The sequence below is a fragment of the Burkholderia sp. IO2 genome (assembly GCF_029522185.1).
GTDB classification, from domain to species: Bacteria; Pseudomonadota; Gammaproteobacteria; order Burkholderiales; family Burkholderiaceae; genus Burkholderia; species Burkholderia cenocepacia.
Genome location: NZ_JAKWFH010000003.1, coordinates 61,516 through 74,469, shown reverse-complemented (window position 1 = coordinate 74,469; position 12,954 = coordinate 61,516). Strand labels below are relative to the sequence as shown.

Sequence of the window (12,954 nt, the reverse complement as noted above, 5' to 3'; positions counted from 1 at the left end):
ATGAAAGCAAACGAGTGGGATACCTCATACGAGTGGAAGGCGGTCACGCTGCTGGCGCTCGGTTTCGGGCTGGTTGGCCTCGACCGCTGGCTCATCGCGCCGCTGTTTCCTTCGATCATGAAGGACCTGAACCTGAACGCGCAGGACGTCGGCAACTGCATCGGCGTGCTCGGCCTGTCGTGGGGCATCTTCGCCGCGCTGATGGGCGGCATCTCGGACAAGATCGGTCGCCGGAAGGTGCTGATTCCGGCCATCATCGCGTTCTCGCTGCTGTCGGGCTTCTCGGGGCTCGCGGGCGGGTTGCTCGGCCTGATGGCGATTCGCGGGCTGATGGGCGTCGCGGAAGGCTCGTTCTGTCCGACGAGTTTTGCCGCGACGGCCGATGCGTCGCATCCGCGGCGGCGCGGCCTGAACCTCGGCCTGCAGCAAAGCGGCTTCGCGCTGTTCGGGCTCGCGCTGTCGCCGATCATCGCCACGCAGTTGCTCGGTTTCGTGTCGTGGCGCTGGGTCTTCGCGCTCGTGGCCGTGCCCGGCCTGGTCCTCGGCGCGATCATGGTGTTCGTGATTCGCGAGCCGAAGGTCGCGCAGGACGTCGCGTCGGAGCATGCGCCCGCGTCGCTCGGCCACGTGCTCAAGCGCCGCAACATCCTCGTGGCGATGGCCGCGCTGTGCTGCGCGATGACCGGCGTCTTCGTGCTCGGCGCGCTGCTGCCGCTGTACCTGACCGATTACCTGTCGCTCGGCACGCAGAAGATGGGCCTCGTCGTATCCGCGATCGGCTTCGGCGGCTTTCTCGGCCAGTTCGGCCTGCCCGGCCTGTCCGATCTGGTCGGCCGCCGCATCGCCAGCATCGTCGGCTTCGCGGGCACGGCCGTGATGCTCTACGTGTTCCGCGGCCTCGGCCCGCAGCCGCTCGCGCTGTTCGGCGTGCTGTTCGTCGCGTCGTTCTTCACGCTCGGGCTGGTGTCGCTGCTGTCCGGCCCGGTCGCGACCGAGGCCGCGCCGGTCGGCCTCGTGTCCACGTCCATCGGCGTGGTGGTCGGCGTCGGCGAGATCTTCGGCGGCGGCATCGCGCCGGCGATGGGCGGCTACGTGGCCGCACACTTTGGCATCCAGAACATCCTGTGGCTGCCGATGGCCTCGGTGCTGCTCGGCATCGTGGTCAGCCTGCTGCTGAAGGAAACCGCGCCGGCCGTGCTGCAGCGCCGCGCGATCGTGCAGCCGGAGCTGGCCGCCGGAGAGCAAGCGCGGTAATGCCGGTGTCGATGGGTCGGGCGATTGACATCGATTTGGCGACACAGTGACGCCTTTCGCATGACACCGCCCTGTATCCGCACAGGTAGACTGCCGGTTTCGCTGTCGAAAAAGGGCGCGGTATGGACCGGTTTCTGAGCATCGAGGCATTCGTGAGGGTCGCGGAGGCGAGCAGCTTCGCCGAGGCGGCGCGGCAGCTGGGTGTGACGAGTTCGGTCGTGACGAACCGCATCCAGCAGCTGGAGAAGTTCGTCAACGCGCCGTTGTTTCACCGCAGCACGCGCCACGTGCGGCTGTCCGAAGTCGGTGAAACGTTTTACCGCGAGTGCGCCGAGGTGGTGGGCCGCGTCAACGAGCTGACCGACCAGATGCGCGAGCTGCGCGCGACACCGACCGGGCGGCTGCGCATCCAGATGCTGCCCGGCTTCGCGCTCGATCACTTCGGCAAGCCGCTCGCCGCGTTCAACCAGCGCTATCCGGGCATCCAGCTCGACATCATCGTCAACGATCGCGTCGTCGACCCCGTCGAAGAAGGGTTCGACATCGCGTTCCAGATCTTCCCGCCGATTTCCGAGTCGCTGATCGAGCGACGGCTGTTCACGGTCCGGCGCCTCTTCTGTGCCGCGCCCGCGTATGTCGACGCGCATGGTGCACCACAACATCCGCGCGATCTGCTGCAACACACGACGGCGCTGTATTCGGGCTACCCATCGCGCAACCGCTGGACGATGACGCGCGGCGACGAGGTCGTCGAGATGGAGTTGCCGGGCATGATTCGCTCGAACTCCGTTCATCTGTTGCGCGAATACGCGCTGACCGGCGGCGGGGTCGTCTGCCTGCCCACGCTCGTGGCCAGCGACGCGCTCGTCGCGGGCCGCCTGGTGCCGATCCTGACCGACTACCAGCTCGCGCCGCTGAGCTTCGCCGCCGTCTATCCCGCCACGCAGCGACAGGCGTTGAAGGTGAAGGCCTTGGTCGAATTCCTCGCGGAATACATCGGCGACGAATCGCCGTGGGACCGGCCGCTGCTGGCGCGCGGCTGGGTACGCTGACCCGCGCGGATTATTCGCGAAACGCAAATGCCGTAATCGCCATCCGTTGCCTTGTTGCTGGTGTGCGTTGCCCCTAGAGTGGAATCCAACAAGCGGTTCAACTCAGGAGACAGACATGACCAGCACGGCATTCCACACCGTCTTCGGTTCGCTCGACGGTTACCGGAAGGGCGAGATCGAAATCACCAGCGGCAGCGCGCAGCACTACGCCTTCTCGAACGTCTTCGAGGTGGCGTCGAAGTCGGCCCCTTACGAAAAGGTCGTCGCCGGCAAGAACCTCGAATACGTGATCGAAGTGCTGCGGACCGGCGGCCAGTCGCCGTGGTTCGCGTGCGCGCACGACGAGTTCACGATCCAGATGGACGGCGAAGTCCGGATCGACTTCATCAAGCTCGACCACCCCCCGCAAGCGGGCCGCGGCACCGTGAGCGCAGGCGCGCATCCGGCCGGCCGAAACATGGGGTACGTCGTGTTGCGCAACGGGCATCAGGCGCTGTTGCCGGCCGGCTGTGCGTATCGCTTCACCGCGAGCCGGCCGGGCGTCGCGCTCGTCCAGACCGTGCTCGGCGAACTGTCCGTCGAGAAGTGGGCCGAGATCTGCCTGCACTGACCGTCCGACCGCATTCGACTATTCCAGGAGACACGTTATGGCCACCCTCGAGACCCTCGACCTTTCCACGGGCTTCGCCGCCGATCTGGTGCGATCGACCGAAGCCGATGCCGTCACCGGCTACCGCCGCTTTCAGCTCGGCGAATTCGCATTCCAGCGCGACGAATATTTCGTGAAGATCAGCTGGCCCGCGAAAGGCCAGACCCGCACGCATGCGATGCCGGCCGACGCATTCCTGCGCGCGATGATGCGCGACGTCGCGTGGGGCTTCTTCTACGGCTGGGTGAATTTCGACCACGTATTCGGCACGCGCAATCACTACGGCAAGGTCGACATGTATGCGGGCACCTTCAACGGCATTCTGAAGGACGCCGGCGTCGACTACACCGAGACCTTCGACACGCCGACGATCATGGCGACCTTCAAGGCGATGCTGCACGACTGGACCAACGAAGGCTTCGACCCGTTCGCGGCGCCCGAGGAAACGGGCACGGCGTTCGGCCGCAAGCACGGCGACAACGGCGCGGCGATCGAGCGCACGCGGATCGCGACGCGCCGCATGCCGGGGCTCGAAGGCGACTCGCCGTTGCGCGACGACCTGCCGGTCAACCGCGCGTTTCTCGACGTCGCGCAGGACGAGCCGGAAGTGCACGTCGAGCCGGGCTTCGAGGGCGAACTGCACGCGTTCAACCTGTTCAAGTACCTGTCGCGCTCGGACGTGACGTGGAATCCGTCGGTCACGTCGGTGTGCGGGCGCAGCCTGTTCTGTCCGACCACCGAGGAATTCATCCTGCCGGTCTTCCATGGCAACGACCGCGTCGAATGGTTCCTGCAACTGTCCGACGAAATCGTGTGGGACATCGGCGACAAGAACACCGGCGCGCCGCGCGCCCGCATCACGATGCGGGCCGGCGACATCTGCGCGATGCCGGCCGATATCCGGCACCAGGGGTATTCGACGAAGCGCTCGATGCTGCTGGTCTGGGAAAACGCGACGCCGGATCTGCCGCAACGCTACGAGAGCGGCGAGCTCGCGCCGTACCCGATCGCGTTCTAGGCCGCGCGTCAGTGTCTGCTTCCGCTTCCGCATTACACCGAGGACGATTCATGCAAACCCAACTCTTCATCGACGGGCGCTTCGTTGACGCCGTCGATCGCGGCACGATCGACGTGCTGAACCCGCACGACGGCTCCGTCATCACGAAGATCGCGGCAGCCACCGCGGCGGACGTCGATCTGGCCGTCGACGCCGCGACGCGCGCCTTCCCGGCCTGGTCGGCGATGCCGGCCGCCGAGCGCGGCCGCCTGCTGCTGCGCCTGGCCGATGCGATCGAAGCGAACACGGAAGCGCTGGCGCAGCTCGAATCGCTGGACACCGGCCACCCGATTCGCGATTCGCGGGCGCTCGACGTGCCGCGCACGGCGGCCTGCTTCCGCTATTTCGGCGGCATGGCCGACAAGCTGCAAGGCTCGGTGATACCGGTCGACACCGGCTTCCTGAACTACGTGCAGCGCGCGCCGATCGGCGTGGTCGGCCAGATCGTGCCGTGGAATTTTCCGCTGATGTTCACGAGCTGGAAGATGGGCCCGGCGCTGGCGGCCGGCAACACGGTGGTGCTCAAGCCGTCGGAAATCACGCCGCTGTCGACGTTGCGCATCGTCGAGCTGATGGCCGAGGTCGGATTTCCTGCCGGAGTCGTCAACATCGTGCCCGGCTACGGCCATACGGCCGGCCAGCGGCTCGCCGAACATCCGGGCGTCGGCAAGATCGCGTTCACCGGCTCGACGGCGACCGGCCGGCGAATCGTCGAAGCATCGCAGGGCAACCTGAAGCGCGTGCAACTGGAACTGGGCGGCAAGGGCGCCAACATCGTGTTCGACGATGCCAACCTCGACGCGGCCATCAACGGCGCCGCGTGGGCGATCTTCCACAACCAGGGGCAGGCGTGTATCGCGGGGTCGCGTCTGGTGCTGCACGAACGCATCGCGGACGCGTTCCTTGAACGCTTCGTCGCGCTCGCGTCGTCGATCCGGATCGGCAATCCGCTCGACCCGAATACCGAAATGGGGCCGCTCACGTCGAAGCAGCACCTCGATCGCGTGCTGTCGTATGTCGACGTCGCGCGCGAGCAGGGCGGCCGCGTGCTGACGGGCGGCAGCGCGCCGCAGGACCCGGCGCTCGCCAATGGCTATTACGTGCGCCCGACGATCGTCGAGGCGAAGCATGCGACCGACCGCGTCGCGCAGGAAGAAGTGTTCGGCCCGTTCGTCACCGTGCTGCGCTTCGGCAGCGATGACGAAGCGCTGGCCATCGCCAACGCGACGGAATACGGGCTCGGCAGCGGCCTGTGGACCAACGACCTGTCGCGCGCCCACCGGATGGCGGCGCGGATCGACGCGGGCATGTGCTGGATCAACTGCTACAAGCGCGTGAATCCGGGCAGCCCGTTCGGCGGCGTCGGCAAGTCGGGCTACGGCCGCGAGATGGGCTTCGAGGCGATGCACGACTACACGGAAGCACGCTCGGTGTGGGTCAACGTCGACGGCAACGTGCCGCCGCATTTCAAGCGCTGAGGCTCGTATGGAGCGCTTCGTCTATCAGGGCACCCCGTCGCGCGTGGTCTTCGAATGGGGCGCGCTCGACAGGCTGCCGGACGAGCTGTCGGCGCTCGGCGCCCGCCGCGCGCTCATCCTCTCCACGCCCGAACAGCAGCCGCTCGCCGATCGCGTGAAGGACGTGCTGGGCGAACGTGCGGCCGGCGTGTGCGCCGAAGCCGTCATGCACGTGCCGGTCGAGGTCGCCCGCGCGGCGCGCGAGACGGCCGCCGAACTGGGCGCGGATTGCTGCATCGCGATCGGCGGCGGTTCGACGATCGGGCTCGGCAAGGCCATCGCGCTCGAATCGTCGCTGCCGATCCTCGCCGTGCCGACGACCTACGCCGGCTCGGAGATGACGCCGATCTACGGGCTCACCGAAGGCCGGTTGAAGCGCACCGGGCGCGACGCACGCGTGCTGCCGCGGACCGTGATTTACGATCCGTCGCTGACGGTGTCGCTGCCGCCGGGTATTTCGGCGGCGTCCGGTGTCAATGCGATGGCGCATGCGGTCGAGGCGCTCTACGCGGAAGACGCGAACCCGGTCATCAGCTTGATGGCCGAGGAGTCGATTCGCGCGCTCGGCGAAGCATTGCCCGTCGTGGTGCGCGATCCGCAAGATCGCGCAATGCGCAGCCGCGCGCTGTATGGCGCGTGGCTCGCCGGCACCTGCCTCGGCGCGGTCGGCATGGCGTTGCATCACAAGCTTTGTCACACGCTCGGCGGCACGTTCAACCTGCCGCACGCGCAGACGCACGCGGCGATGTTGCCGCATACCGCGCATTACAACCACGCCGCCGCGCCCGACGCGCTGCGTCGCGTCGCGCGGGCGCTGGGCGGGAGCGACGCGGCTGACGCCGGGCCGCTGCTGTTCAGGCTGAACGCGCAACTCGGCATCGCGCCGGCGCTCGCCGATATCGGGATGCCGGAGCAGGGGCTCGACGAAGCGGCCGACCTCGCATGCAGGAACCCGTATGCGAACCCGCGGCCGATCGAACGCGCGGCGATTCGCGCGTTGCTTCAGCACGCATGGGAAGGACGCGCGCCGCATTGAACGCCGGACAGGCGAACGGAGAACGACGTGATGAATGACCAGACCGGCCTGCACGGCTTGCACCGCGAAGCGATGTTCGGCTTCGTCCTCGATCGGAGCTGATCGCCATGGCGCGTTTTTTTGCGGTGTTTGCCACCGACCAGCCGGGCATGCGTGACGTGCGCGACCGCATGCGGCCGATTCACCGGACATATCTGCGCTCGGCGGCCGAGCATGGCGTGTATGTGCGGCTCGGCGGCCCGACGCTGGACCCGCAGGACGATGCGATGAACGGCACGCTGCTCGTTGTCGAGGCGGACGACATCCATGCGGTGATGCAGTTCATCGGCAACGATCCGTATGTGAAGGAGGGCCTGTTCTCGCGCGTCGAGGTGCGCCCGTGGGACTGGAGCCTCGGCAACCCCGAGCACAGGGTGTGAGCGATGGAAGCGAAACAGCTGTGTCGCGTGGCCGATGTGCCCGACGGCGGCGCGCGGGTCGTCGACGAAGCCTGCATCGGCCGTCCCGTCATCGTCGTGCGGCGTGGCGAGCAGGTGTGGGCGTACGTGAATCGTTGCCCGCACTTTTCGGTGCCGCTCGATTTCGTGCCGGGCAATGTGTCGTGCTACCGGTCGCAGGTGTTGATGTGCGCGCATCACAGTGCGTTGTTCCGGTTCGATGATGGCGTGTGTATCGACGGACCCTGCACGGGGGCCGGGCTGGAAACCGTGGCCGTCGAGGTGGACGCATCCGCATGGATCGTCTTTCGGGGCGCTTGACTTGGCGCATGTTGAATGCGTGCGCGTCGATGCGGGTTCACCGGGAATTGTTCTGAATTGATCGATCGGTAAAACCCATTTCCGGTGTTGATGTGACTGCCTGAATCAACGCGATTTTCCACGAAGCAATGAGCGAACACCCGCCTCGCAGCGGGTGACGGACTCGCATTTTCATAAAAAAGACGGAGACGACATGAAACTCAGGTTTGGTGTATTGGCGGTGCTTGCCGTGGCGCAGGGCGCATGGGCGCAAAGCAGCGTGACGATGTTCGGGCTGATCGATTCCGGCATCACGTATGTCAGCAACGAGGGCGGCGGAAAGAACGTCAAGTTCGACGACGGCATATTCGCGCCCAACCTATTCGGCCTGCGCGGCATCGAGGATCTCGGCGGCGGGTATCGCGCGACCTTCGCGCTCGTGAACCAGTTCTCGATGGCGAACGGCAGCATCATCGGGACCGGGATTTTCGGGCGCAATGCCTACGTGGGGATCGAGAGCGACCGCTTCGGCAGCATCACGCTGGGCAATCAGTACGACTTCATGGTCGATGCATTGTTTTCAAAGGGCAACGCGATTTCGCGGGACATTTCCGGGCTGTACGGCTTTCGGAACGGCCCGTTCCAGCGTCTCGCGCTGCCGGGCAATCCGACCGGCGCATTCGACTGGGACCGCACCGCAGGCAGCAAGCCGATCGCGAATTCGGTCAAGTACAGCTCGCCGACCGTCGCGGGTTTGTCCGGCGGCGTGATGTATGCGTTCGGCGGCGTCGCGGGTTCGATCGGCGCGGACAACGCCGTCAGCGCCGGCGTGAACTACGAGCTCGGGGCCTTCGGCGTGGGCGCGGCCTATACGAACGAGAAATACGGTCCGGCGCCGGGTGTGCCATCGACCAGCGTGCGCAACTGGGGTGTCGGGATGCACTACGACTTCGGTGTCGTGACCGCGAAGGCGCTGATGACCACCGTGCGCAATTCGTTCAACGATGCGGGCGTGTGGATGGCCGAGGCCGGCGGCTTGTGGCGAATCAGGCCGGACGTCGTGCTGGGCGCGAAATACATGTACATGAAGGGCAATGAAGCGTTGAACGACGACCATGCGCATCAGGTCAGCGTCGCGCTTCAATACCTGTTGTCGAAGCGGACGATGGTGTATGTGTCGGCGGATTATCAGCGCGCGAATGGCGGCGCGAATGCGCAGGTGAACGGCGTGCTGGATCCGAACGGGGCGTCGAGTTCCGCGAGTCAGGCGGTGGCGCGGGTGGGGGTGCATACGGTGTTTTGACGGGGCGGCGGTGCCGCGCTTCAGATGCGTCGTGGTGCGTCGCGTATGCGACGCCTGTCGTTGGACGGATCAAACGGAAAACGGGCCAGGCGGCCCGTTTTCTTTTCCACTTTTACGGCGTTTGCGATTGCCATACTCGCTTACGCGAGACTCATGACGACGCCGTTACTTGCGCCGAAGTAGTCCTTGACCACCCGTTTCGGCAAGGCCGTGCGGGTCAGTTCCGACAGATTGCGCAGGAGAGGGACGTCGCCGCCGCTCGCCTGCAGCGTCATTCCGCCCAGGGCGAAACAGGCGACGGCGTCCTCCAGTGTGCCTTGCGTCATGATTTCGGTAATGCGATTGACATTTCCGCGCAATTTAATGCCTTCCGCGATGCCGAGTTTGCTCATATTTGCCTCTTTTTCTAGAGAAGGTTGGCCACGAAGTGTGACTGGAGCGACTTTAGGCCATGGCGTCGTGTTCGGGCAGTCATGCTAAAGTGATTGCATGGTTGATAAACTGAAAGCGCGCACCGAGCCCCTGTTTGCTCGTATCCCGGCGAGTCTGAAGCGGAATCTGGTCGCCTCGGCGCAAGCGCGGGGAGTGGGCGTAGGCCAGGAGCTCGCCCGTCTTCTCGGGGAGCGCTTTGAATCCGGGTTGTCGGCATCGTTACAGCGCGGGATCGACGAATTCGGTCGTGCTCAAAGGGCCGAGCGAGCAGTGTGGCTCGAGAAATATCAGGTACTTCTCGAGGCGCATGTACTGGAGTGTGTAAAGGCGGCACAAAACGGCGATATTTCCGCGCTCGTCAAGCTCGGTGCCGATGTCCGAGCGGCCCGGCGAAATCGTCAACGTGGCCTTGCCGGGTTGAACTCCAGAATTGAAGCGCGAAAGCGCGAGTCGTTACAGGAACAGGCGGCAAAGGACGAAGCTGCGAGGGTTCGACAAAATTCCGCATTCGACACAGGCGGGCCTATCGAGGATTTTCAACTGCCTCCCGAGGAGCGGAGGCGGAGAAATCTGATCGCGCAGTTGGAAAAAATGCCGGTCGGCACTAAAAAGAATCTGGCTTTGCAGCTTGGGTGGCGTTCCATGTCTCGCGTAAGTCACATACTGACTCCCAAAGGGAAGAAAGGGCATCGGCCGATTTCCGCCGCGCTCGCAAAGGAAATTGCAAAAATTCTCGAAATCGATGTTGAGGTGCTCAACAAAATTGAGCCGAATCGTGACCTCGCGGCAATACTTCACCATGTCGACAAGCTGGAGAAGCTCTTCGATGACATTGCAAATGTCGGGCCTCGTTCCAGGTGAATGTCCGCACATGGCATACGCCTGACGGACTTCGCATCGCGGACCAGCCATTTCCCGTTCCCGTTTGTCTACGGCCGCAACGATTCGAGCGTGCCGTTTTACGGTGCGAAGGTCTTCCTGTCCGATATCGAGCAGGTTCTGTCCGCTTCCCCGATGCTGCGTACCTGACGAGCTTCCTGCACGTTCATCTCGAACGGGCGTCGACCAGTGCGCCGATACCGCTTGAGGACGCAGTACTGCATGCCGAGATGTTCGAGGGTATGAAACGCGTGAATCACGATTTTCGTGAGGTATCGAGGCGGTTCGATCCGACGCAGGTGATCGTGCATGTGCACGATCACGATACGGGGCCGTTTCAGGGGCGCGATATTCGGATCAAGAACAAGGACATCGCGTGAGAACGGGAGGAGGATGGGTTCGCGCTGCTTCGCTTCGCTTCGCCTCGCGTCGTGCCGAGCCATCCGGCGTATTCCCCTGTCGTTCTCCCGGTCCGGCAGCCTCGGCTGATCGTCCGCGAACTTGAACGTCGACGTACGCTCCCTCTCGTATGAGGGCCGGATCGGTGCAGGCACTCCAGCCGGAATGTGGCTTTTACTGGACAGCTTGTCAGCTTCCGGATTTTCGATATAATGAATCAACGTTCGGAATGTCGAACGTGAGAGTTCAAGCATCCAGAGTCGGGTTTCCCGACGCCAACCTGCCCTCCCGGGCAAGGTGGACGCCCTCGAGGCGATGCGGCCGATTGACGGCAACGAAACGGGAGCAGCATGGCTGGCACCGGTTCGATAACCATTCATCCGGAGCTACCATGAGCCAAGTTTCCTCCGCTTCCCGCCCGACCGTCTGTGAAGACTGGTCGCACTTCCTTCCCGGTTTCACGTTGACGCATACGGTTCATCTCGTTTCGAGACGGAACCCGGGCATCGTCTCGACCGCGGCGGCCGTGCTCGAAGGGGAAACGGCTACGGTCGATCGGTGGGCCATCACCCGCTGTGGTGACGTTCTCGAACAGAAGATCGTGCTCGGCGAAATGACGGAAGGGCAAGCGGTCCGGCTGCGTGAGCGGCTTGCCGCGCTGGAGGGGGTGCTCCGGACTCGGGTGGAGCACCATTTCGTGAGGGCGGTGGCCGGAAGCACGCCGGAGAGCAGCCACTAGACGACGCATGCGCATCGTCGCTGTATCAGCCGACGAGGGGGAGAACTCGCCCCCTCACTCCACCGTCACCGACTTAGCCAAATTCCTCGGCTTATCAATATCCGTCCCCCGCGCCAGCGCAGCGTGATACGCGAGCAACTGCATCGGCACCGTATGCAAGATCGGCGACAACGGCCCGTAATACTCGTTCAGCCGAATCACCTCGATCCCTTCACTCGGCACCAACCCACAGTCCACATCCGCAAACACGAACAGCCGTCCATTCCGCGCACTGACCTCATGCATGTTCGACCTGAGCTTCTCGAGCAGCACGTCGTTCGGCGCAACCGCAATCACCGGCATTTCATTACTCACGAGCGCCAGCGGTCCATGCTTCAACTCCCCGGCCGGATAAGCCTCCGCATGAATATAGGAAATCTCCTTCATCTTCAGCGCGCCTTCCAGCGCGATCGGATAATGCATCCCGCGCCCGAGAAACAGCATGTTGTCGCGTCGCGCGAGCAACTCCGACCACGCCATGATCTGCGGCTCCAGCGCGAGCACCTTCGACATCGCATCGGGCAGATGCCGCAGCGCCCGCAGATGCTCCTTTTCTGCATCGTCACTCAACCGCCCGCGCACCTGCGCCAGTGACAACGTCAGCAGGAACAGCGCAACGAGCTGCGTCGTAAACGCCTTCGTCGACGCCACGCCGATCTCGATCCCCGCACGTGTCACGAACTGCAGCGCACATTCGCGCATCAGCGCACTCGTCGCCACGTTGCAGATCGCGAGCGTATGCATCATCCCGCTGCGTTTCGCGACATGCACGGCGCCGAGCACATCGGCCGTCTCGCCGCTCTGCGATACCGCAACCACCAGCGTGCGCGGATTCGGCACACTGTCGCGATAACGAAACTCGCTGGCGATCTCGACGCTCGCCGGCAGCTTCGCGATGCTTTCGATCCAGTACTTCGCGGTCAGCGCCGCGTGATAGCTGCCGCCGCACGCGAGCAGCAGCACCGAATCGACGTCGTTGAACACACGCCACGCGCCGTCGCCGAACAGCTCGGGCATGATCGACGAGACGTCGAGCAGCGTATCGGCCACGGCCTGCGGCTGCTCGAAGATCTCCTTCTGCATGTAGTAGCGATACGATCCGAGATCGGCCGCGCCGCTATGCGCGGCGACGCGTTGCACCGTGCGCTCGACGCGCTGGCCGGCCGCGTCGACGATCCAGTAGCGATGCAACTGAATGTCGGCGACGTCGCCGTTCTCCAGGTAGGCAATGCGATCGGTGATGCCCGACAGCGCAATCGCGTCGGACGCCAGGAAATTCTCGCCTTCGCCGACCCCGACGACGAGCGGCATCCCGTCGCGCGCGCCGACGATCCGGTGCGGCTCGTCGCGGCACATCACCGCGATCGCATAGCTGCCGCGCAGTCGCGCGACCGCGCGCCGTACCGCGTCGAACAGGTCGCCGTCGTACAGGTGGTCGATCAGGTGCGCGATCGCCTCGCTGTCGGTCTGGCTCGCGAACACATAGCCGTGCGCCTGCAATTCCGCGCGCAGTTGATCGCAGTTTTCGATGATCCCGTTGTGCGACAGCGCGATGCGCGCATTCGCGTCGCTCGGCGAGAAGTGCGGATGCGCGTTGAGCGTGACGGGCGCGCCATGCGTGGCCCAGCGCGTATGCGCGATGCCCGTGTAACCGGACAACGCCAGCTCGGCGATTTCGCGCTGCAGGTTCGCGACGCGATCGACGCTGCGGGCGCGCGCCAGCGCCCGGTCGCGGTAGACCACGACGCCGCACGAATCGTAGCCGCGGTATTCGAGCCGCTTCAGGCCGTCGACGAGGTTCGGCAGGATGTCCCGCTGGGCAACCGCCCCGACAATTCCACACATATCGCGCTCCGTAAAT

At 64.6% G+C, this 12,954-nt stretch carries 14 protein-coding genes and 1 riboswitch; of the genes, 11 read left to right on the top strand and 3 right to left on the bottom strand.

Annotation, left to right across the window (positions count from 1 at the left end; translation table 11 throughout):
• The 9 genes from MMB92_RS02680 (at position 1) to MMB92_RS02640 (ending at position 8,605) form a co-directional block, all read left to right on the top strand.
• Complete coding sequence (locus MMB92_RS02680; RefSeq protein ID WP_006484557.1) at positions 1-1,254, top strand: MFS transporter; 1,254 nt, start codon at positions 1-3, stop codon at positions 1,252-1,254.
• Between the two features lie 122 nt (positions 1,255-1,376).
• Positions 1,377-2,306 (top strand): LysR family transcriptional regulator, encoded by a 930-nt coding sequence (locus tag MMB92_RS02675; RefSeq protein WP_006484594.1) that lies wholly within the window; start codon positions 1,377-1,379, stop codon positions 2,304-2,306.
• A 115-nt stretch (positions 2,307-2,421) separates the two neighbouring features.
• Positions 2,422-2,916, top strand: coding sequence for a hydroxyquinol 1,2-dioxygenase (locus MMB92_RS02670; RefSeq protein WP_277562497.1), 495 nt, complete (start codon positions 2,422-2,424; stop codon positions 2,914-2,916).
• Between the two features lie 37 nt (positions 2,917-2,953).
• Positions 2,954-3,973: a hypothetical protein gene (locus MMB92_RS02665; RefSeq protein WP_006484584.1), complete on the top strand. Its 1,020-nt coding sequence runs from the start codon at positions 2,954-2,956 to the stop codon at positions 3,971-3,973.
• Between the two features lie 50 nt (positions 3,974-4,023).
• Entirely contained in the window at positions 4,024-5,490 is a 1,467-nt protein-coding gene (locus tag MMB92_RS02660) for an aldehyde dehydrogenase family protein (protein ID WP_006484608.1), read from the top strand.
• 7 nt (positions 5,491-5,497) lie between these two features.
• Positions 5,498-6,565: a maleylacetate reductase gene (locus MMB92_RS02655; RefSeq protein WP_048984252.1), complete on the top strand. Its 1,068-nt coding sequence runs from the start codon at positions 5,498-5,500 to the stop codon at positions 6,563-6,565.
• A 107-nt stretch (positions 6,566-6,672) separates the two neighbouring features.
• Entirely contained in the window at positions 6,673-6,984 is a 312-nt protein-coding gene (locus tag MMB92_RS02650) for a YciI family protein (protein WP_006484614.1), read from the top strand.
• 3 nt (positions 6,985-6,987) lie between these two features.
• On the top strand, positions 6,988-7,323 hold the full coding sequence (locus MMB92_RS02645; RefSeq protein WP_006484583.1) for a Rieske 2Fe-2S domain-containing protein: 336 nt from the start codon (positions 6,988-6,990) through the stop codon (positions 7,321-7,323).
• Positions 7,324-7,516: 193 nt separating this feature from the next.
• A complete protein-coding gene (locus MMB92_RS02640; RefSeq protein WP_048984255.1) occupies positions 7,517-8,605 on the top strand; it encodes a porin in 1,089 nt (362 codons plus the stop codon).
• 140 nt (positions 8,606-8,745) lie between these two features.
• Here the strand turns inward: MMB92_RS02640 and MMB92_RS02635 are convergent, their stop codons facing one another.
• Positions 8,746-8,997 carry a hypothetical protein gene (locus MMB92_RS02635; RefSeq protein WP_048984259.1) on the bottom strand — a complete coding sequence of 84 codons (252 nt, stop codon included), beginning with the start codon at positions 8,995-8,997 and terminating at the stop codon, positions 8,746-8,748.
• A gap of 97 nt (positions 8,998-9,094) precedes the next feature.
• Here MMB92_RS02635 and MMB92_RS02630 point away from each other — a divergent pair, with 97 nt between their 5' ends.
• A complete protein-coding gene (locus tag MMB92_RS02630) occupies positions 9,095-9,898 on the top strand; it encodes a hypothetical protein (protein ID WP_012493105.1) in 804 nt (267 codons plus the stop codon).
• A gap of 98 nt (positions 9,899-9,996) precedes the next feature.
• Here MMB92_RS02630 and MMB92_RS02625 read toward each other — a convergent pair whose 3' ends face one another.
• On the bottom strand, positions 9,997-10,569 hold the full coding sequence (locus MMB92_RS02625) for a hypothetical protein (protein ID WP_154641314.1): 573 nt from the start codon (positions 10,567-10,569) through the stop codon (positions 9,997-9,999).
• Positions 10,561-10,664, top strand: a riboswitch (SAM-I-IV-variant riboswitch). (Overlaps the previous gene by 9 nt.)
• Before the next feature lie 42 nt (positions 10,665-10,706).
• On the opposite strand from MMB92_RS02625, the gene MMB92_RS02620 reads away from it, so the two are divergent.
• Positions 10,707-11,054: a hypothetical protein gene (locus MMB92_RS02620; protein WP_153188208.1), complete on the top strand. Its 348-nt coding sequence runs from the start codon at positions 10,707-10,709 to the stop codon at positions 11,052-11,054.
• Between the two features lie 54 nt (positions 11,055-11,108).
• Here the strand turns inward: MMB92_RS02620 and glmS are convergent, their stop codons facing one another.
• Positions 11,109-12,938 carry a glutamine--fructose-6-phosphate transaminase (isomerizing) gene (glmS, locus tag MMB92_RS02615; RefSeq protein WP_034202820.1) on the bottom strand — a complete coding sequence of 610 codons (1,830 nt, stop codon included), beginning with the start codon at positions 12,936-12,938 and terminating at the stop codon, positions 11,109-11,111.
• Positions 12,939-12,954 lie beyond the last annotated feature (16 nt).

What these genes read in the sequence shown, in the direction of transcription:
- MMB92_RS02640 (WP_048984255.1), top strand. Translation starts at nt 7,517, where the DNA reads ATGAAACTCAGGTTTGGTGTATTGGCGGTGCTTGCCGTGGCGCAGGGC.
- MMB92_RS02660 (WP_006484608.1), top strand. Translation starts at nt 4,024, where the DNA reads ATGCAAACCCAACTCTTCATCGACGGGCGCTTCGTTGACGCCGTCGAT.
- MMB92_RS02665 (WP_006484584.1), top strand. Translation starts at nt 2,954, where the DNA reads ATGGCCACCCTCGAGACCCTCGACCTTTCCACGGGCTTCGCCGCCGAT.
- MMB92_RS02680 (WP_006484557.1), top strand. Translation starts at nt 1, where the DNA reads ATGAAAGCAAACGAGTGGGATACCTCATACGAGTGGAAGGCGGTCACG.
- MMB92_RS02675 (WP_006484594.1), top strand. Translation starts at nt 1,377, where the DNA reads ATGGACCGGTTTCTGAGCATCGAGGCATTCGTGAGGGTCGCGGAGGCG.
- MMB92_RS02630 (WP_012493105.1), top strand. Translation starts at nt 9,095, where the DNA reads ATGGTTGATAAACTGAAAGCGCGCACCGAGCCCCTGTTTGCTCGTATC.
- MMB92_RS02620 (WP_153188208.1), top strand. Translation starts at nt 10,707, where the DNA reads ATGAGCCAAGTTTCCTCCGCTTCCCGCCCGACCGTCTGTGAAGACTGG.
- MMB92_RS02635 (WP_048984259.1), bottom strand. Translation starts at nt 8,997, where the DNA reads ATGAGCAAACTCGGCATCGCGGAAGGCATTAAATTGCGCGGAAATGTC.
- MMB92_RS02625 (WP_154641314.1), bottom strand. Translation starts at nt 10,569, where the DNA reads ATGCTTGAACTCTCACGTTCGACATTCCGAACGTTGATTCATTATATC.
- MMB92_RS02650 (WP_006484614.1), top strand. Translation starts at nt 6,673, where the DNA reads ATGGCGCGTTTTTTTGCGGTGTTTGCCACCGACCAGCCGGGCATGCGT.
- glmS (WP_034202820.1), bottom strand. Translation starts at nt 12,938, where the DNA reads ATGTGTGGAATTGTCGGGGCGGTTGCCCAGCGGGACATCCTGCCGAAC.
- MMB92_RS02645 (WP_006484583.1), top strand. Translation starts at nt 6,988, where the DNA reads ATGGAAGCGAAACAGCTGTGTCGCGTGGCCGATGTGCCCGACGGCGGC.
- MMB92_RS02670 (WP_277562497.1), top strand. Translation starts at nt 2,422, where the DNA reads ATGACCAGCACGGCATTCCACACCGTCTTCGGTTCGCTCGACGGTTAC.
- MMB92_RS02655 (WP_048984252.1), top strand. Translation starts at nt 5,498, where the DNA reads ATGGAGCGCTTCGTCTATCAGGGCACCCCGTCGCGCGTGGTCTTCGAA.